The organism is Bartonella sp. AA83SXKL, from assembly GCF_042196965.1.
GTDB lineage: Bacteria > Pseudomonadota > Alphaproteobacteria > Rhizobiales > Rhizobiaceae > Bartonella.
Genome location: NZ_JBHIRG010000018.1, coordinates 1 through 21,282, shown reverse-complemented (window position 1 = coordinate 21,282; position 21,282 = coordinate 1). Strand labels below are relative to the sequence as shown.

13 protein-coding genes, 1 tRNA gene and 2 pseudogenes are annotated in these 21,282 nt (G+C 37.5%); 3 read left to right on the top strand and 13 right to left on the bottom strand.

Features of this window, described 5'->3' with window-relative positions; genetic code table 11:
• Positions 1 to 90 precede the first annotated feature (90 nt).
• The 8 genes and pseudogenes from ACFINO_RS07515 to ACFINO_RS07480 all read right to left on the bottom strand — a co-directional run.
• Complete coding sequence (locus tag ACFINO_RS07515; RefSeq protein WP_375655360.1) at positions 91 to 291, bottom strand: helix-turn-helix transcriptional regulator; 201 nt, start codon at positions 289 to 291, stop codon at positions 91 to 93.
• Between the two features lie 209 nt (positions 292 to 500).
• On the bottom strand, positions 501 to 1,667 hold the full coding sequence (locus tag ACFINO_RS07510; protein WP_375655359.1) for a tyrosine-type recombinase/integrase: 1,167 nt from the start codon (positions 1,665 to 1,667) through the stop codon (positions 501 to 503).
• A gap of 165 nt (positions 1,668 to 1,832) precedes the next feature.
• Positions 1,833 to 2,238: pseudogene (locus ACFINO_RS07505) on the bottom strand (phage tail protein); the annotation flags it as partial.
• Positions 2,239 to 2,285: 47 nt separating this feature from the next.
• Positions 2,286 to 2,495, bottom strand: a complete 210-nt coding sequence (locus ACFINO_RS07500; protein WP_375607418.1) for a 2-hydroxymuconate tautomerase family protein — start codon at positions 2,493 to 2,495, stop codon at positions 2,286 to 2,288.
• Positions 2,496 to 2,509: 14 nt separating this feature from the next.
• Entirely contained in the window at positions 2,510 to 3,850 is a 1,341-nt protein-coding gene (locus tag ACFINO_RS07495) for a hypothetical protein (RefSeq protein ID WP_375655358.1), read from the bottom strand.
• Entirely contained in the window at positions 3,840 to 5,708 is a 1,869-nt protein-coding gene (locus ACFINO_RS07490) for an FAD/NAD(P)-binding protein (protein ID WP_375655357.1), read from the bottom strand. Before ACFINO_RS07490 ends, ACFINO_RS07495 begins: the two co-directional genes overlap by 11 nt.
• Before the next feature lie 95 nt (positions 5,709 to 5,803).
• The gene (locus tag ACFINO_RS07485) at positions 5,804 to 6,982 is read right to left on the bottom strand and encodes a YbfB/YjiJ family MFS transporter (RefSeq protein ID WP_375655356.1); all 1,179 of its coding nucleotides are present in this window, start codon (positions 6,980 to 6,982) and stop codon (positions 5,804 to 5,806) included.
• Positions 6,983 to 7,242: 260 nt separating this feature from the next.
• Positions 7,243 to 7,491, bottom strand: a pseudogene (locus ACFINO_RS07480) (baseplate assembly protein); the annotation flags it as partial.
• Positions 7,492 to 8,265: 774 nt separating this feature from the next.
• On the opposite strand from ACFINO_RS07480, the gene ACFINO_RS07475 reads away from it, so the two are divergent.
• Both ACFINO_RS07475 and ACFINO_RS07470 read left to right on the top strand, forming a co-directional pair.
• Positions 8,266 to 8,745: a hypothetical protein gene (locus ACFINO_RS07475; protein WP_375655355.1), complete on the top strand. Its 480-nt coding sequence runs from the start codon at positions 8,266 to 8,268 to the stop codon at positions 8,743 to 8,745.
• Positions 8,742 to 9,962 carry an MFS transporter gene (locus ACFINO_RS07470; RefSeq protein WP_375655354.1) on the top strand — a complete coding sequence of 407 codons (1,221 nt, stop codon included), beginning with the start codon at positions 8,742 to 8,744 and terminating at the stop codon, positions 9,960 to 9,962. The genes ACFINO_RS07475 and ACFINO_RS07470 overlap by 4 nt, the downstream gene beginning before the upstream one ends.
• A 593-nt stretch (positions 9,963 to 10,555) precedes the next feature.
• On the opposite strand, the gene ACFINO_RS07465 is transcribed toward ACFINO_RS07470, so the two are convergent.
• Positions 10,556 to 10,646, bottom strand: a tRNA-Ser gene (locus ACFINO_RS07465).
• Between the two features lie 314 nt (positions 10,647 to 10,960).
• On the opposite strand from ACFINO_RS07465, the gene ACFINO_RS07460 reads away from it, so the two are divergent.
• Positions 10,961 to 12,157: a porin gene (locus tag ACFINO_RS07460; protein WP_375655353.1), complete on the top strand. Its 1,197-nt coding sequence runs from the start codon at positions 10,961 to 10,963 to the stop codon at positions 12,155 to 12,157.
• A 1,246-nt stretch (positions 12,158 to 13,403) separates the two neighbouring features.
• On the opposite strand, the gene ACFINO_RS07455 is transcribed toward ACFINO_RS07460, so the two are convergent.
• From ACFINO_RS07455 to ACFINO_RS07440, 4 genes are all read right to left on the bottom strand, one after another.
• On the bottom strand, positions 13,404 to 14,168 hold the full coding sequence (locus ACFINO_RS07455) for an N-acetylmuramoyl-L-alanine amidase (RefSeq protein WP_375612480.1): 765 nt from the start codon (positions 14,166 to 14,168) through the stop codon (positions 13,404 to 13,406).
• 847 nt (positions 14,169 to 15,015) lie between these two features.
• Positions 15,016 to 17,190 (bottom strand): isocitrate/isopropylmalate family dehydrogenase, encoded by a 2,175-nt coding sequence (locus ACFINO_RS07450; protein ID WP_375655352.1) that lies wholly within the window; start codon positions 17,188 to 17,190, stop codon positions 15,016 to 15,018.
• Positions 17,187 to 17,918 carry an alpha/beta fold hydrolase gene (locus ACFINO_RS07445; protein ID WP_375655351.1) on the bottom strand — a complete coding sequence of 244 codons (732 nt, stop codon included), beginning with the start codon at positions 17,916 to 17,918 and terminating at the stop codon, positions 17,187 to 17,189. The genes ACFINO_RS07450 and ACFINO_RS07445 overlap by 4 nt, the downstream gene beginning before the upstream one ends.
• A gap of 258 nt (positions 17,919 to 18,176) precedes the next feature.
• A complete protein-coding gene (locus tag ACFINO_RS07440; RefSeq protein ID WP_375643404.1) occupies positions 18,177 to 19,373 on the bottom strand; it encodes a multidrug effflux MFS transporter in 1,197 nt (398 codons plus the stop codon).
• Positions 19,374 to 21,282 lie beyond the last annotated feature (1,909 nt).

The following is a 21,282-nucleotide window of genomic DNA, read 5'->3' as shown; positions in this document are numbered from 1 at the left end:
TGTTACTTGCGTCACAGAACGGATTTTGCTATTCATTCTTTGAGTGAAAATGGAAAGCATTGTCCGTCCTTACATGACAAGGTTTTCTTTTTATGCCGCGTCGTTATAACGTTGCTGTTTTGCTTGCTCGATGACATTGATAAGATCTGATTGTAACCAACGCGATAAAAAACCAAATTTTAAGGGTTTTGGTAAAGATCCATTGGTAACATGACGGCGGAATGTTGAGACACTCATATGAAGCAATTTTGCACTTTCACGGTCTGTTAAAAGAATATTATTTTCTGTCATACTAAAATCCTTTCATTCTCAAAAAATAGAAACACATCATAACCATTTATTAACCACATTTTGGTTCATTTTTGAAGGTATTGTATTTATAGAAAACAATATTTTATCATAGTTTTTCTGATGTGGTAATTTATGAATCTTATTGAGAAAGAATGAGAGAAAAGAGAGCTAAAGTTATCCACAGATAATGGGGTTATTCACCCCATATTTTAGGTTTGACCTGTGACATAAGCCGCCCATTTATCCATATAGACACGGCGCTGTTCTAGATAGTCAGTACGACGATAGGAGCGCTCTACTTGTCCTCCTACTGTATGACTTAGAATAGTTTCAGCGACCTCATAGGGGGCATCGGTTGTTTCAGCAAGCCAATCGCGTAAACTGGAGCGAAAACCATGGGGGCAGGCGTTTAGTCCAGTTTGTTGCATATATTGCGACATACAGCGTTCAGCAAGGGGACAGCGACCTGTTGCAGAAAAAAAGAAATCATTACGAGAAAGCCCGCGTGCTTGTTTTAAAATATCTAATGCTTCTGTTGATAGAGGCACGCGAAACTCTTTTGTTGTATCACGCTTTCCTTTCATATTTTCAGCAGGAATTGTCCATATATCGCCATCAATTTGATCTTCACGAATATGACGCAAAGGATTGCTACGAACCCCTGTAAGGATAAGCAAACGTAATGCCAGATATGTTATGGTTGTTGTTTTACAAAGCGTCTGATAAAAAGCCGGCACATCTCTCCAATCCATGGCTGGTAAGCTTTGTTTTTTATGACGTTGTTTGCCTAAGAGAGCGCGTGCTTTTTCTACTGCTTGTAAATCAACATCTAACCCTAATGCAGCCGCATGTTTGAGACAAAGATTAAGACGTATCAATGCTGTTCGAGCAATTACAGCCTTTGTATGCCAAATGGGAGAAAGGGTATCACGTATCTCTGTTTGTGTAATCTCTGAAACGGGCAGACAACCTAATTTGAGGAGAATATGGAGGCGTAAATGTAAAAACCAATTACAAGCCTTGCCATCATTTTTTAATTCAGCTTTACGGCTTTCAAAAGCATCTAAAGCAATATCTTTTAAGTAATGGAGATTGCGCATTGCCTCACGCTTTTGTTTGTTGCATTCTTTAATAGGGTCACGCCCCTCACGTAAAACAGCACGCCATTGCATTGCACATTCACGGGCTTGTTTTAAAGAGACATATCTTAAGGCACCCAATCCCATTTCACGGCGTCGACCATGAATGGTATAACGATAAAGCCATTGAGCACCACCATCTTTACGCTTATGAAGTAACAAGCCGGCGCCATCATTATATTTACCAGCCCCCAATGTTGCGACAGACCTTGCATTAAGACGGTTCATAAGAGCCATTTTTTAATCCTTTCTTATACAGTTTTTACCCACACGCCAGCCCCGCTTATGACGTGCAAACGAATGGTTTTGATTGATTCAAGATAAGCAGATTTGAAATGAGAGAATCCTACGTTATTTGGGGGTCTAATTCAATATGAATAACGCTAGATTATCATTATAAATCAATGCCTTGAACACAAGGTTTTTGCCATTATCAATCCGCCCCGCACTATAAGCCGGTGCTAAGAGAATTCCAGGTTTCACCCCCAAATGTCCTCTAGCATGCGCTAAGGCATGCACACCGGTCAAAGCTGTATTGGATCCCACCATTTCGGTTTGTGTTTCAGCAATGGTTGACTTTTCTTCTACCCGCACAAGGATCACTTGTGCCTCAATCCCTTGCGCGCGCACGGCATTAATGACATCAAGAGCTGTGCCTCTTGTCCCAAGCTTTTGGATTTTCTCTACCTCATGTGTAAAAACTAACACGGGCTCGTTGAGGGGAAAAACTTGGTTGTCAGCATCAAGGGGCTGTAACAGCCGCCCCAAAGGCGGTCTGATCAAATGTTGCTAAGGGACGTGATTTTTTACATTAATTATCCCTATTGACCTTAAATTATTGTCAAATACACAGAGTTATTCTTTATTTTGAGCTTTTCTTAATTCTGTAATGGGAACACCCCCAATACCCCAATTGTCTGTCTCCACTTCATCAATCACGACAACAGTCGTTTTCGGATTTTTATTCAGAATATTAACTAATAATTGAGTTGCCCCTTCTATTAGTTGCCGTTTCTGTTCAGAGGTAACCCCTTCATTAGTAATTTTAATATTTATGTAAGGCATAAGATCTCCATAATTTACAAATATTGAATAAAAAAGCTCAAATAAATGAACGCAAAAAGATTAAATATTAATACATAATAACTATGCATTTTAAAGCTCGTATCCACCGGTGAAATACGTAGGCTACTGGAAGCAAAAATAGCATTTATTGATACAGGAGAAAGGAGTTGAGCTGCAATAAAGAAGCAAATCCAAACCAAATAATCCGTAACCCCATAAGCCATCGATGACCCTAGTAAGGGAAATGCCAAACTAAATAGCACCATAGGATGAATTCCTACTACACTGAAAATTGGCAATACAAAGAGAATACAGGCATAGTGCTGCCAAACAGAAAGTGATGCCAATGAGTGACTAAATGTCACCGGCAACAAAGGAATAAGCAAATCACAAGTAGATATTAGCAGACTACAACCTAGCAACAACATAATTTCACTGGATATACTGCGTATCACTGCCACCAAAGGAGTCAAAAAATCAATACTGCGTGAACTCACACGCTCAATGACGTATAGAATGCTTGCCGTCAATGCAATGCTTTGTAGTGCATTCAACTTGATAACTGTCAACGCAACGATAAATGTTAGCCAGAAAAATATCAAAAAAATCCAAATTCTTACTCTCTCTCCTTCTTTATTCGCTCTTCTCTCATCGCAAATAATCGGGTTAGCTAGCGGTACAACAGGAGAAAGGCACAACAACAACAGACTGAATAGAAAAAGTGGTATCCCCAAAGCAGCGGATGTGAATATTGGTGTTCTAGGCATAGCAGAGAAAACTGTTGCTGCACCGATGCTGGTCGGCATCAGTACCATCGTGATGCTCATCATTCGCATCACAATAGCGGCCAAATGGCGAGAGGGAAAAACACTTTTTTTCAAGGCATCAATCATTAGGGGGATAACCCCCAAACTCATCGGCCAAGCTAAAAACGCAGTCAGTATCGCGATGGACAGGGTAAGCGAACCCTTTCCATAGCGCATCAACCGTTCAGAGAGAAATTCTGAAATACGCCATGTATTCATCACATGGCGCAACAATCCCATGGCGAGTAATAGCCAAAAGACATCAGTAAAACGCACAAGCACAGTACGAACATCAGGCAAGTGCCAACGCCATATCAGCACTAAAGTACAAGCCAACAGGATGAACACACCACTGCGTGCATTCCCCTTCAACCACCAGTATGGTATCGTCAAAAGCAAATAACCGAAAACAGTCACTCCAGCCAATGGAATAAGAAACCAAGTTCTTATTGAGATAGACATAAGAAAAATGAATAGCATCAGCATCGCCATTATAACGGATACGGAGGACATGCGTATCAGGAAGCTTTTTACATCATCAATGTACATTAATTGTTGAATCTTTGACTGAGTAGCGATTAAGAAGCTGCTCGTACATGTCAGTGACACAGCGCCCTGCGTCCCGCAATGCACGCGAATTAACTAAAGGCCTAGGCAAAATATATGTATAAAAATTAGGCCCCTCTACTGGATTACCGACCACCCATAATGTATTTTGTATTTGCCCTTTAGTGTCTATAGGATGCTGCCGACGGTCAATATCAATACCACCAGGATGATATCCTTGGTTGATAAATGGTCGAATGATGCCCTGAGCAGCCAAATTTTTGATAAAAGGGGACTCATCACGCAACGGAGAAAAACTATCAATCTTGGCCGTGATCAGCACATCTCCATCAACTGAACTGTTTTCATCTTGGAAAACAGACTGAATTTCGAAACGGCTAGTACTAGCATTGAGAACAAGTTTAGGTGAAGGGCCGCCAGCCAAAGTCACGATACCAGCCTCCATCAGAGCCTTCAACTCTTGGTTTCGCTGCATCGGTGGGCTGACAGAAATACGGTTAAAGTTTGGATTAAAATATTCAATAAAGTACTTGTGAGATGAAGACGTTAACCCGCAAAAATCAATTGCTGAACGTAAGATATCACGGACATCTCGTAGCACATCTGTAGCAGCTTTCACTGGGCCATCAACATTACCTTCAGCGGAAAAATGAAGATCATCCTTCAAATGCTCCATGAAGAATCTTGTATAATCCTTCAAAGAGGCAAATATTTTATTTCGATGAGGATACAGCAACGCTTGAATACACTGCTCGTCTTTGGAAGTAACAACATAGGTTTCAGGGTCTAGCCAGTGCCCCAGCTGCGTACTTCGATAGACATAACACATTTCTTTAAGCAACAGAGGTAAAAGCTGCGTTTCGAAATCCAGCTTCGGAGAACCGTTAGCAATGCTGGATTGCTTACGCAGATGATGTATTGCATCGAGAGTAAGGAATGATGGTATGTATTGCCCACTACCACCCTTTTGATTAATCCCGCGACTACTAAAAGGCAATGTTTGACGGGAGAATAAAGCTATCTTCGGTTCTGTGCCGCTTGGCATGTAGCGCAATTGTCCAGCATTTTCAGTAAAAGTCCCACCGCGACCGTAAGTCAATTGCGACAAGACATCATAGCTAGTTAATCCAATTCCCTGCACCAGCACACGAGACTGAGATTGTATAGAGTCCAACTTTTCAATTGGATAAGGATTCGAATAATAGTTCAAAAGCGCATTTTTCATTTGGTGAGCAGCGACAAACTGTTGCAGGCTTTCATCATGCGATGAATATATATTCTTACCGTGACCCGTGGTCATATAAACAAAATCTACACTATAACGACAGCCATCTTCCAAAAGAACATCCGTTTTATTATCTTGGTGGATATGGAGATTAATAACCTTTTGTCGGATCTCCTTAATACGAATACCGGAAGGTAAATCTTGCGTGAGTTCTTGGTAAGCCCAAGACAGGTATTCCCCTAACAAACGACGTGATAAATAATCATTTTCTTTGATTTCTCTCCCAACATCATGCTCTGTACGAGAAAAAACACCGTTAATATTACGATAACCTTGTTGAATAGCCCATTGATAGAAATTCGGTCCCTTCCGAATAGGCCCGACACCCTTAACTGTATCATCACCAAATAAAGTAATCTGGCAAGCGACAGTGTTAACCAATAAATGATCTGGCTGATGCACACTATGGGTACCGGTTCCCATCTCATTGGGATCAATCAATAAAATATCAATGTTCCCAGAAAATGGATAATGGGAATAAAGTGTGAGCAAGCGTTCGAGAATACTGATCCCACGAGGACCAACGCCCAAAATAGCGACTGTAGAGTGAAGCATTCTGTAATCTCCCCTATTAGAATAATTTGACTTTCACAAAATGTTTCAAAAAGAATGGAATAAATTCTCTCGACTTTTTAGTGAAGATTGCGGGTTTATGAAACGCCAACGACCTTTTTACAAAGACAATATTGACAGATTCCAGCAGCAGCAAAAAGCGCTACAGCACCACAGATAACGGAAAGCGCAATGGCATGTGAACCAAACTGTAAAAAACTCGTCAAGAGAGGTCCTAATATTTGGCCAAAACCGTAAGTTAAGGTAGCCAAGCCTAGCAGATTTATGCCATACGGCGCATACAAACGCTTAGCTAACGGCATAACTAGAGAGGTCGTCCCCATAAAAGTAAATCCAAACCCTATACAACTGAGAACGATCAGTACAAGAGACTGGCTGAATAATGTCAGTAATACGCATCCTCCTTGGATAAGCAAATTGAGCATCAAACAACGTAATACCCCCCACCGATGGGCTCCCCATAACCAAATGAAACAACTAGGAACAATGGCTATTCCGACAAACGACCATAAGTGGTTAGCGAGTAGTGGGAAATTAAATGTTTTCGCCATCAGAGGAAGATATGTCGCGACAATAATATAACCAAACCCAGCAAGCCCATAAATCAGAGCGAGTTCCCACCAAACGATATTTTCGTGTGCCAATGACTCATTAATAGCAAATTGAGACGCATCAACACGACGTGGAAATAAAATAAACAACAAGAGCAACAATACAACAGATATAAAACCAGCTCCAAACCAAATATTTTTCGCGTTCAGCGATTTACTCAAACCAATAATAACATACTCATTACCCAGCAGAATACCAACTCCCACACCTGCATAGAGCGAAGCAATAACCCACAGCTTGTGACTATGCTGCATAACCGTCATAGAACCAAAAATCATCATTGCTGCACTCGCGATACCGGCAGCAAAGCGGATAAAGAAGACCAAGTAAAAGTTTGTTGTTAACGCCATGGCAAAAATAAGTGCACTCGTCACTATAGCTGCACCAAATAGCATGTAGGGAGCACGGGATATATTCCCAACTCTGCAAAACGAAAAAAACATACTCCCAACTAAATAACCGCCATAATTAGCGCTAGCTATATAAGAAAGTTGCTTAAAGGTAAACAATCCTTCATCCAACATAACTGGAAATACCGGCGTATAGAAAAATCGCCCAATCCCCATCCCCAAAATCATAATAATCATACCGAATACAGCGATTTTGAAACAACTCAAATCTTGACGATTATTTTTCCCCCCCATTACTCTAATCCCTTAACTAATAATTCGCTCATCCGCATTCTATCTCATCGAGAGTAACACTTATCTCAGAGAATAAAAGCCAATCTAGCCATTTGTTTAGGTAGCCAGAGCAACATATTTAACGATTATTGTCAACATTACTGGATCAGTTATATGCATTTCATCGTTTTACGCCCTGCTCCATGTATGATCTTCTCCCTACAAAGCTTCTTTTTCAGAAAAATAATGGCTGAAATTAAGCAGCAATAACAACGAGAAAATCAATAAGCACGCCCCAGTTCAGACAAGACAATATCCCCCAAAGCGACAGCTTCATCAGGTGCGACTAAAATATCCTTACAAGGTTGCGTTATGTTCACATGGTGAACACCTTCAACCATCAGGCGGCTTAGTATCCAACTTAAAGACAAATCACGCCCAAGCTTTTGCGCACGCGCCCATTCTTCTCTTAAACTCTGCTCTGCTCTTTCCAAAACAAAGGAACCTTCATCCAGTAACAACCAAAAATCAATAGTATTGAAGGGTATAAAGGCTACTTTTAATATAGCTTTGTTTTTTATCAGCAGCAGTAAAAAAGTTTGTGTTTTTTATAAAAATTGAAATTTATTCATTTTTTATCGTATATTTTATGTTATCTTCTTTAAATTAATTAAAAGATCATAGAATATTAAACTGATAGGATGCATTTTTCTCAAGCGGCATTTTTAGAGAAATGTTAATTTAATCAGTGAAGACAAGCAATGAGCAAAGTTATAATTTGAAAAGACAGTATATAATGTTTATGATCAATGATCTAAATTAGAAACATGAATTGGGGGAGTTTGATCTTTCTTACAGCACAGTAGATCAAAAAAACAGTAGATGAAGTTTAAAATTCACCATCATCCATCATAAGATGAAAGCTTTCATCCCAAGTTTGATTTTTTTAAACTATTTTCTTGTTCTTTCTGTAATATCTAAAGAATATCTTCAAGCACTCATAAGCACTCTTTTAGGTTATCATTTCCATGATCAAAGTAATGGTTATCGAGCTTCCATTCAGGATACTGTTTTGTAAAAGGAAATCATCATTTCAGGATATGGAGGGATTTATGTATTTAGTCACAATGTATCATGCCCCCTTCCTCTTATATCAGAAATTTAATTCTTAATCATAATGACGTGATCAAAACGCACCTTGCGAGACAATCTTTTTAATAAATAAAGTAAAGATGAATTCTGAAAAAAAATTTTAGACGTAAAGTGATACGGAGAAACAGTCAGAAAGAATGGAGGGATTACAAATGTTGATGACTATAAAAAAAGATATCAAAAAATTACCAAAAACCGATTTATGGATCATTTGTGCTATTTCAGCTGATCAGCAAAGAGAATGGATCAGTAAATGGTGTATAAAAAATAAACATACTTCTATAAGTCCTAATTATGTCAATGATCTTGCCGTCCTAGGGTCATTTTACAGATCTAGACAAAATGATTACTACGGAAGCAACAGCCCCACAAGCAACTCCCCTCAAAAAATAACAATCTCATTTATGAGGCTTATGTTGCTTCTCATAATCACTTTACAATTGCATCATTTGCTCTCATTAATACGCTTTGAAGTCCCATATGGACTAAGGGACCTTTTAAATTTTGGGATGGTTATGGAAGCCTTCTTTCCACTAATCCCTGAATGGGGATATGAAACCGCTCCCTTTTCACAGAAAAATATTCTTTTCAATGAAAATTCTTATTGTACAATCTATGGAACAACACAATGAACAGAGCACGCACCCTTGCTCTCACCTATGGATCCTATAATGCTATCCGCATGCTGATCGGCGTTTACCATGCGATTTTTTTAATGTCCATGGGAGTTAGTCTGGCGCAATTAGCTCTGCTTCAGGTTGTCTTTTCCACCACCATTCTGCTGCTTGATTTTCCCTGCGCTGTTTTATCTGACAGATATCGGCGTAAATATTCCGTTATGGCTGGGGTCTTTATGACAGGAGTATTTTATCTTCTATGCCTTCAAGCTCCTAATATGACAGCACTTATTATTGCGCAAATTCTCTATGCAGCGGGCATTTGCATCATTGTCAGCGCCATTGACGGATGGATTTACCATTCTCTAGGCGATAAACAGGATCACTTTTCGCATTATGCTCATCTCTACCACCAGGTTAACTCTTTCGGAAGTATTCTCAGTGGGATTATAGGAATTGGAACGATCTATTACTCTGGACGATATTTTATGGGATATATCATCTCATGCCTCATGATGGGATTTATTTTTTTGATATTCCTTATTGTTCCTGAAGAAAAGAAAACGACAATTGAAACGTCCAAAACAAAAACAATCTTGCACAATGCCAAGGAAACGCTTTGGGTATTTCAAAATACAGTAGGAGGAGCATGGTTTATTTTCCTCATGTGCCTTTTTAGCGCTGGTATTCAGATTATTTATCATTTCTGGCAACCGATAATACTTTCAGGGGGGAAAATTAATCACCTCAATGGTTCGCAAATGCTCGTCTTGATGTGCTGCCATATTGGAGCCTTTTCAGCACAATATTTTTCAAATTTACTGATGTCTAAGTATCATGTTCTTGATAAAAAATATAAGAATTCTATAAAATATTTTTCCTTCTTTTCTGCGCTGATGTGCATAGCGCTCTATTTTTCAGTTCATAGCCATCAAACGGCTGCATCAGTCATCGCCTTCTCTTTAATCCATGGATTTATTTGCACTGTACCGATCGGTGCAAAAAGCTTATTTTTCTCAGAACTTAATCAAAAACAAACGCAGCATATTTCCGGTGTTGTTGGTGCTGTCTCTTTTAGCGGAAGAATATTTTCAATTACAGTATTGAGTATTATTTCTTTTCTTCCTGCAAAAGTTTCTCCATCTTACTACCTAATATTACCGACCATTACTTTTTTCATATGTGGTTTGATTGTCATGAGATGGATGAAACACTCTCAAAAGTCTCTATGATGAGAGGAAAATTTTAAAATTATTACCCACAATGTTTTCTTCTAAAAGAAATCTATAACTTTTTTGAGAGCATTGCCACATCCAACTTTCAATATACAATGCAAATATAAAGCAACACGTTGATTTATAATGATAATATACCAAACGCGAATATTGTAAGATTTTTTCTTTTCAAATCTGCTTTATGGTTGAAACAATCAAAATCATTTGCTTGCACATCATAAGCAAAGAAAGCCGTATAAATAAAAACGATTTAGAAAGGAAAAATGCCTTTTATGAACTCTCATAGTCAAAATCTATAACAACAGGAAGGCAGATATATAATATGCCTCTTTGCATCTTCATAAGTATACAAATGGTGTGGCTTTATAAGGCTTTATATGTCTCACAGAAACTTTTATGTTTTATACCATTTACGAGGCAGCGTCGCAAAATGGGCTTATACACATTGCAAAGATATCTCTTTAAAACAAGTGTATAAATTAGCAACACAAGTATATTTGTGTTTAGAACATGCTTTTTATATGAGAGGCATAATCCCAACGGGATAAACAGAATTCCGATACACAGTCAACTGCTTTTATAACAATAGATGGCGGAGAGGAAGAGATTCGAACTCTCGAGAGCCTTTTGAGCCCTACTCCCTTAGCAGGGGAGCGCCTTCGACCACTCGGCCACCTCTCCAACAGAGAGGCATAAATGGTATCAACAGAAAGTTCAAGACATTTTCGATTTTTTTCCCAAATATCTGAATTTTTTTTCCTATTGATCCCATAGGGACAAAAAGTTAATAAAACAAAAATTGTGTCTTTTTTACCACAGCATCTCGAATAGTACATGTATATATTACAAAAAGGTAATTTCATATTTGAAACTCTAAAAAGATTAGTTATAGCTAAGATAACAAGTGCTGCGTATTTTACTTATGTCTTTGTCCTTAATGCGTTAGGCAAATGGTACTCTTTAGAAGAAATTTAACCGGACCTCGGAGATCCCATATGAATATTAAATCCCTCTTTTTAAGCTCTACAGCAGCTTTTTTAGCAATTTCTGGAGCACATGCTGCTTCAACAGTTATCGCCGAACCCGAACCTGTAGAATATATTCGCGTTTGTGATGCCTATGGAAAAGGATATTTTTATATCCCTGGAACAGAAACCTGCATGCGTTTATCAGGAAATGTTCGTACTGATTTTATAGGCGGTGATAATATCGATGCAACAACCGAAACTGAACTAAGAGACAAAAGAAAAACCTATGGCGCATCATCACGGCTCACCCTTGTTTTTCAAGCAGCTTCTGAAACAGAAATGGGAACACTTCGTTCATATGCAAGAATTTATTCAAGCTGGGGTGATGGTAATGATAAAGCTGGTGCAAGGCTTGCAGCAGCTTACATTGAACTGGGTGGTTTTCGCGTAGGTCTTGATGATACAATTTTCAACAGTTGGACTGGTGGTTATGGAAATGTTCTCAATGATGACAGCATCGCACCTGCCGGCACAACACGCACTAATTTTATTTCCTACACCTTTAATGGTGACTCCGGCTTTTCTGCTATTATCGGCGCTGAATTAGGCAATAATGCAGATGCTCTTCCAGGAACAGTAGGATACTACATTGATAAAGATGATAAGCTTGTTTCTATCACGAATGATACTCTTCCAAGTAAAGCAATTAAAAATTACACCCCGAATGTGGTTTTGGGTATAAAGTTTATGCAAAAATGGGGTGGTTTTTCAGCGGTTGCAGCATATGATACTTACTACAAAAAGTGGGCTGGAAAAGTACGTGCAGATTTCAATGTCAACGATCGTTTCAATCTATGGGTAATGGCTGGCTATAAAAATGGTCTTGATTACTACACAGTAAATACAAAAAATGAATTATCACGACAAAGCACAACAATTTATGCAAACTGGGGTGGTAAATGGGCTGCTTGGGCGGGTGCCACTTACAAGCTTACTCCAAAAGCAAATTTGAATGCTCAAGTTTCTTATAGTGCTGTAAAAACCTTTGCAACTTCTGTAAATATTACATACACGCTGGTTCCAGGATTTGTGATTACACCTGAATTAACCTATGTTTCTTGGAACGATGATCGCGTTGTGACGGATAAAAATAATGATGAAAAACATTTATTCAATAAGAAAAGTGCTTTTCAAGGTATGATCCGTTTACAGCGTTCATTCTAATCCTATTTAAGCTACAGCTTTTAAAAACTGGCAACATGGTTTGCCAGTTTTTATTTTTGAAATCAAATATCATGAATATCTTTTCCTGATACTTATTGTCTTGTCTCTCGGAAAAAACCGACTTAGTTTCATAAAACTACTCTTAAGATTAACCTGATATGCTTGATAAGAGCACCTCACACGGGCTTTTACACATCACTTCAAACACAATCTCTTCCTTGCCCTTTAAAGCATGAATAACCCCCATTGCTTTATGCCTAAATTGATTTTTCTTGGTAATTTATACCTAACCTTTGCAATTTAGGTCATGAACTTCTCTGGTCAATTCTATACTGAACAGATAAAATATTGAAAAAACAAGACATCATTGTGTTTTTGATATGCCTGAATGTGTCTTCTATCAACACTCTAAAACACAATGTTTTATAACACTGCTTCATTAAAAAACTTAATCATCAAGAAACATGTTGTCAAAACGATGCAAACATCCCCTAAAGCAATAAAAGAGAAAAGAGATATATCTTCAAAAAAATGAATTGACCTCTTCCCCTTCTAAAGAATAGCCCCCCTATCAGTAGCAATCTGTAAATGCCCCTATTTTCTTGAATCTGCATCACTTTGATTTATAATGATCAATTTATAATTTTGCATGTTTCAATCAACCAAAACCATTCACTTGTACACGACGAGTGGAGAGAGCCGTGTGAATAAAAACGAGTAAAGAAAACCCTTTTATGTATCGTTTTAAGTTCCAAGGGTTGTAGTAACATTGAGATCTAACAAAGTGTACGATAGTGCTAGGCACTTTTATTAAGCATCAAAATGAGGATACACTTCATAGAGGATTTTAGATTATATTCTCTATGAACGTCGCTGTAAAATATATGTTGTGATACACACTAAAAGACATTTCTTTAAAACAAGCATGAAATATACAATACAAGTCCATTTTATTTGAGGCGTTTCATCCTGCGTAAGGCACATGTCATCATATACGCAACATCTTGGCTTTATGCGTTTTTAAAGGAAGAAAAATATAAGACAAAGAAACAATAAAATTTAATCTCTGCAAATCATAGAGCTTTCAGAGTTATGTTTCCATAAAACGCATTACACCGTACATGGGATTTTTTACACGATTAATGCCCTTTTTACATAAAGCCAATTGGCAAAAAGCAGCCTTTCCTGATAATAAAAAGGCTTACACGTAATCATAAGCCATATTTTCAATTAAAACGCATTGAATTCACGGAAAATACTTATCAACCAATGCATAAAGAATTGCTGCTGTTTCAACATCTAGAATCCCATCATAATTTTCTTGACGAAAATGAAGTTGAAATGCTCGGATCAAATCTTTGTATCCTGTTTGGGTACACGCAGCAGAAATGTCATATCCATAACATTTTAGCTTCGCCAAAACATCTTCTTTGGGTGGCAAATTCTTAGAGAATTGCTCTTGATAATGACTTTTTAGTTCATCATCATACCATGCTCCTATACCTGCGCTATAAAGTTCTCTCCATGGAAAAGCTGCTCCTGGATCACTTTTTCTTCCAATGGCAATATCACTATGTCCCACAACATCAGTTGGCATAATATCGGGATACCGTTGAAAAATATTCAAGGCAAGTTCCTTAACAGCATCAATTTGTATTGGATTATAAGGAGGAAACATACCCGTCCCATCATGATAAGTCGCTAAATTAACGATTTCAATCCCGATAGATGCATCATTGAGATGACTATGCCCAGCCCATGAACTCACACCCGCATGCCATGCACGCTCATTTTCATCAACCAGATTAAAAATACGCATATCCTTAAAGCCTGCCTCACGATATGTCTGCTCTGAAGGATCAGGAACAAGATAGTGTGCACTAACCTTTTCTCCTGTAAGCGCCATAATCGAGGCTTTAAAATCAATAGCCGTATAATGCATAACGAGAAAATGAACGCGACGACTAAAACTCTTGACAGAACGATAACTGTTGTAATCAATCTGATACATAAAAGCCCTTTCTTTTTTGCTTAAAAAACCACTGCGCATCACAACAGATAGAATACGAACTGTTAAAAAATGCAATAAACTTCCCATCTAGATACTAAGAATTACGACTAAAATTTGTTCATCAAAAATATTGACACTCTTATCAACAATTAAGACCACATTTTTATTTTTCTCCCACACACGCATAAAATGTTTTTAACCACATTAAATATTTTCCCCAAAAAAATTCCTACAAATTACCAATCAAAAAGAAAACAAAAGCGTAAAATGATCACTCCTTAAATCTTCACGTCTTACAGAAAAAATAGTTCTTCCTGTTATCAAATTGAAAAATATCGCCCCTCGGAAGTGAACACCCAACGATCATGCAATCACACAAAAACTTAAAGGAAAAATTTTATGAGCTCTTTACAGCAATTTATTATCAGATAACGGAACGGGATATGTTCACAATAAAACTCTTCACGGACATATTGTTCAATAAAATTTGCAAAGCTTTCCTGTAAATGACACGACTTCTTGTCTTTTCACACCATCGCTTTTTGATTTACAAAGAATCTCAATTATCTACAACGCTTGAGACACACGAAGTCTCTGGATTCCTTGTCATCTGCTCTATGAAAGATAACATATTGATTTATAATCATAATTAATAATTATAAATATTGAATATAGCAAGCCTAATATCGTAAAGTTTTTCTTAATTTTGAATCAATCAAAGTCATTTAATGACACATCAAAAGAAAAATTACCCTATAGACAAAAACCACTGAAGAAAAGGATCAAAGTACTTCTTATAATAGAACGTTCAATAATTTAAGCAATATTGTTACATCCCCATAGAGTTTCATTTTTTCTTCTCCGTTTTCAAATATCTTTTTAAGACAGCCCAAGCTGCATATTCTTGTAAGACGACACCTAAAAGTGGTCGCGTATAGGGAAAAGTAATATAATCCTCACCATAACCTTTCATCCGTATAGTTATGGTGGCATGTCCAAGGCTTTCTGCTTGATTTTCTAATGTCTCCAAAGAAGGCTCTAGGCTCACTTCAACCTCAAGCAGTGGAATATCTTGTTTACCTTTTTCTATGGGCTGAAAATATTTTAAAAGCAGCGGATCATTGCCCAACCAATGAACCTCTGCATGCATCGCTAATTGTTTACAAGCAGTAGTAACTTCTGCCCCAACTAAATAGGGGTGAAAATGATTTTCAAATGCTTCCACGAAATGTTGTTCCAAAAGCGCTTCTGATTGAGCAACCAGTTGCACCAAAACATAGGGGCTTTTCCATAAAAAATGCCGTTCAAAGGGTTCATTTTCAAGATGATCATCAACCCACTGCGCAATAGTACTTTCATCAATTCCAATCAAAGTCCATGCATACTCCGCACGCGATACAGAAAAATATTTCTTCTCGTTGTGTTCTAAATAATTCTCTAAAAGCGCAAGAGCCTGTGATGGTGGACCAGGCAAAACAACAAGTGTACTTCCATCGCAAGAGAGATAAAACCCTGGTGCTGTGCCTGTAGGATTATCAAGCACAGTTGCTGTCTCAGGAAACAATGCTTGACGTGCATTACTCTTATCCGCCGTAATCCCTAATCGTTGTAATTGACCTTTTATTGTTTGCCAAACATCTTCATGATGTACCAAAGGCTGCTTTACAGCTTGAGCAACTCCATCGCGTGTTTTATCATCTGATGTTGGTCCCAATCCCCCACTGATAATGATAAGATCTTCTTGTCCAAGACAAGAAACAACAGTCTCACTGATTTGCTGTAATTGATCAGCACAAACAAAATGACGTGTGACTTGAATATTTCTCTTGTTCAAGCTTTGGCTTAAATCTTGTAAGTTCGTATTCAAATATTGTCCTGAAAGGAGTTCATCACCAACAGTGATAATCGCCGCATGACAAACAAAGACAGAATTCATAAGAGAATTGCGAACAGCTTCAGCCATTTGACGGGTAGAGGCTATACCTCCAAGATCATAGGTAACGGTTTTTCCAGCACGAATAACCTGATCAACACTCTCAGATAATTGTTTTGCTGCATCTTTAAAGCCTAAATGCTCTAAGAGTAAAGCCGTGGTATAAAGCATCGCAGAAGGATTGGCTTTATTTTGTCCAGCAATACGTGGTACGCTTCCATGAACAGGTTCAAAACAAGCAATCTCGCTCCCCACATTCACATGAGATGCAAGCCCCAATCCCCCCATTATACCAGAGCCAAGAGTAGAGAGAATATTGCCAAACATATTTTCAGCAACAATCACACCAAACTGCTCTGGCTTGGTTGCAATCCACAAAGCAACCGCATCAACATTCTGAATATCTGCTTCAATTTCCGGATAGTTTTGCGCAATCTTCTCAAAAATTTCCTGAGCAAACTGACCACTTTCTCGCATAACATTGGGCTTATCAGCAAAAGTAACTCGCCTAAAGCTATATTTCCTTGCATAAGAAAAAGCATATTCAAATAACCGTTCTAAACCAAAGCGTGTCTGCAAACAGACTGTCCACGCAGCTTCTTCAAGCCCATATTTTGTCAAATTTGGATGTTTTAGCCAAACGGCTGTTTCAGGAGAAATACCCCGAAAATCCAATCCAGCATAAAGGCCTTCACTATTTTCTCTGATAACACAAAAATGAAAAGGACGTTGGGGACCAAAGATGTATCTTACAGGACGTATATTCGCAAACAAACCTAACTTTTGGCGAAGTTGAAGTGCGGGAGAAACATAGGCAAGGTTTTTCTCTTTTAAATGCGGAGCAAGTTCTTTTAAAGCCGCTTCTTTTCCTTTACTGGTCACAGCACCAAGTAAAATAGCATCACTCTGAGTAATTTTTTGCCAAGTCGCTTGAGGAATAGGATCTCCTTCCTGTTTCCAACATTCAAAACCAATATCACCATAAGTCAATTCAATCGGCAATTGGAATTGCTCTAAAACCATCAGCGCAGCATCACAAACCTCTGGTCCTATCCCATCACCAGGTAATACAAGAACTTTCTTTTTCATAATCCCTCCAGCCACTCATCAATGACTGCATCTGTCATAGTAGGATTATCCTCCCACAAACGCGTACCAGCACCAGAGATAATCTTATATTCATGGTTCAGATTATGACTTTTTGTCTGATTATCTACCGTTGCAAGTTGCGACTTTTCTCCCACTAAAGCTAAAAACTTCCCCTTATACTTAACTATTTCATCTCTAGCATCTATTTCTAATAAGAGTTTAAAGCCTCTTGTCATGCGTTCAATTGCCACGCTTTTTTGTTCATCAGGAATCTCCAATAAGGCTCTTTTTTTCATAATGCCAGAAGGATGCATAAAACCATTGAGTATTTCCAAAGCCCCCGATAAATCATTATTTTCTAAGGAGGCAAGAATATCTCCAAGGCGCCGTTGCAAAACCTTATCTGGATAGCCAGGTGCATTCACAGCAAGCACAGCTTGAACATTGGGAAGCTGTACTGCCAATATTTGTACCAATGTTCCAGCCATAGAAAATCCCACAAGAACTGCGGGCTCTTTAAAATAGCTTTTAAGCTTTTCTACCATAAAAGATAAAATGTCTACAGCAGAATGATTGAGAACATGAGAACCCTTAGGAAAAAGAGAAAGCGTATCCAGCAGAGTGACAGGGAATCCTTTTGTTGAACATAGCTTTGTCAATGGAGAACAAAAAACACCACCATCCCAAATTGGCATTACAGGAGAAAGAATAATAATAGGAAGACCCATTGATCAATTCCTCCCCTTATTTTTAAACATGCATTAGAGCCAGAAATTTTCCTACCCAATATAATGAAAATATGTTGAAAATCTAGGCTCATACTCCCCCCATAATAATCGATTTGTTAAACTCAAACTAAGCTTGTAACAAATTTTAAACCCACTCAATCCAACAACTTAATAAAAAAATCATCTAATGTACAGGTGCTCCATTTGTGTAAAACATCAAAAGCATTTCCGCATAATGCTTTCTTTTTATCATTTCACTCAGCTTATTTCTGAAGTTATAAAATGACGCGCTTTTTGAATATAAATGATAAAACCAATCATACAACACACAGCTAACAAAGTTGCCATAGCCCGTGGGCTATGACCAGAGATTTTTCCGATAACCGCTGCACTGAGTGCCGCACTTCCTAATTGCAAAGAGCCCATAACACCAGAAGCCGCTCCCGCAGCTTTCGGATGCGATGAAATAGCCAACGCTGTTCCTAACGGCAATAAAAAACCATTGCCAAAAGTAAGAACAGCAATAGCCATAAAACTTGTCACAAGGGGCCATGGGCTTAGATACATTTGCAAAGCAAACAGCACACCGCCTATCACAAAAATAATGTACCCTCTACCCACAGTTTTTTCCATAGACTCGCGTTCAAAAAACCATCGTGCCAAAAGATTTCCCAAAATATAGGGAAACGAGACACCAATATAGCTATAACTAATGTGTATCGGCGATAACCCCAAAGTCGTGAGTAAAAAAGGCGACTCCACAATATAAGCAAAATAGGCAGCGTAAGAAAAACACGGAATAAGTGCATAAAAAATAAATTGTTTATTTCTGAAAACGCCTAAATATGCCTTCATCAATCCTACAGGAGAAAAATACTGCCGTTTTTGAGGGGGTAGAGTTTCGCTTAGCACAAAACAACATAGCAAAATGGTCAAAAATATAAAAAAGCTTAAAAAGATAAAAGTTGCCTGCCAATGAAAAGCTTGTATCAAAAGTCCACCAATGAAAGGTGCAAGTGCTGGTGACATTCCAATAAAAGGGAAAACAATCAAATAAAGTTTTCCAGCCGCTTTTTTATCCAACAAATCATTGATAATTGCACGACTTAAGACAAGTCCCGCACAAGCACCAAGACCTTGCAAAAAACGTAACACAAGAAAAGCGTGAATATGAACCGTATAAATCACACCAAGTGTCGTAAATAACCACAAGAATAAGCCCAATAGAAGTGTTTTTTTACGCCCAAAATTATCACTCAGCGGCCCATAAATGAGCTGTCCAAGTGCCAATGCCAACAAAAAAACCGCCACTGCACTTTGAATTTGAGATTGTGTCACTTGATAATATTGACGCATATCGCCCAGTGCCGGTAAAAAAATATCGGTAGAAATCAAACCTCCCGTCGATAAACATACGATAAGTATAATGAATGGTAATGTATATTTATGTTTCATCAGGAAAATCACATTTCTTAAATTTAAAAATATTTAAATTTTACGTTTATAGAAAAATAATAATTTATATTTATAAATATAAAGCTATTTTAACTTTATCCACAGCGAATAAAATAATCAATTTTCTTTATTCTTTTATTTTATTCGAGAATAATTCATCTTGTTGAGACATAAATCCAGTGTATGATCCGCACGCACACACTCAACACGTAAATAACCACTTAGTTCTTCACTTTATAATTAATTTTAAAGCATAGCAAATCGCAATTTTAAAACTATACGCAAAAGAAGCTAAAAGATCAAAGCTCTCCTTCAGAGATATATTTCCCAATCCGAAATAGCGCATCTTGTTGTATTCATGTTGCCCTATCTTCATCAGCTTTTTTCATTGATATCATCAACAAAAACGCTCCCAAACTCTATCCCTCTCCATGACAACAACACCACTCTTCCGACAACATCTTTTATCAGAATTGGTTTACAACGCTCAAAGAAAAAAGAAGCCACAAACTCCCTCTCCTCAAAACTCCCCACACAAATATTATTGTAACAATACAGCATATAACAATGCCTCATGGAGAAGTCTTTATCAACACAAATAATTGAGCAAATAAACTTAATAGCCCACTAATATCATAAAGCAAATTGTGCTTCTATCTCGCTCTAAAATCTAAATTCATCTTGTCCATTTTGTTAGATTTTCATTCTACATAGCCAGCACAAAGTTTATTGCCTAAGCTATTGACAAACATGATATAATAAAAATTTGATAAAATGAATACGATCATAAAAATCCCATCCCTAAAAATCCTATCCTTAGAAACTCAATTTTCTAAACATCTCAAAAACTTTATAAACAAAGTAAATGCAGCCATAAAAAGCATAATGGATGAATGTATTTTAATCGACAGTAAACTCGAAAAATGCACAAGTAACCTTTACACACATACATTTGAAACAGAATCCATGACAACTGCAAATGCAAAAGTGAAAACCTGTAGCACCTATGAACCGATTACAGTTCATAATCCCTACGTCATAAAGGTGGAACACATGACCTTTACAAAATGCACTTTCTTAGTACAAGATGGTTCATCGAACCAAATTTATCTCTCAAATCAAAGTGCTCTTACATCGTATAAAAAAACTGCGGGCGAAACTAAAAACAACCTTTGGAGAAAATCTCGAAACTTTTGGACATTGTCTCAAAACTTTTCAACTTTCCTCTCTGGTTTTGGGAGTTTTTACTCAAAGAACTTAGAAAATTTTTCTAGCATTGTTTTGATATAGAGCAATAAGAGAAGGAAAAACAACTTAGAACACTAATGTTTCTTCCTTCTCTTTTATCTCTCATAGCTTTTTGAATTGAATACTTTTGATATTTATTTTGAATAATTGAAGCATTCTTTTAATTATAAGTACAATATAAAAAATAAAATTTTAGAAGACGTGCTGTTTTTACAAAAAATGAATAATAAAATAAAGACTCCAGAATTTTACTTTTTACCTTCAAACACAATCAATGATGGAAAAGCGTTTACAAAGTTTTCCTCAGGCAGTATCCAGGACATTACTTGAAAGAAAAGCATTAAGAGAGCTTACTTTTAAGCTAAGGGGGAAAGATTAAACTTCACAACGACATTCAATCTTTTAAACATTGCAGTACAGAACGGGAAAAGAGAGCCATTCCCCCATAGACCGTTTCCCCCCATCAACTAAAATTCTCGATAAACTGGTATTATCAGTTCTAGACTGGAGTCATATAAGAAGAATTTTAAGTAATGATCACCGTCTTGTTTTCGATGTTTTCTGTCCTTTTTAGCTGCTCTTTATCCCTTTTGGAACATAATTAGCAAAAAGGCATTGTATCTCCAGCATATTCAAGGAGATAAAACATGGAAACTCGCAT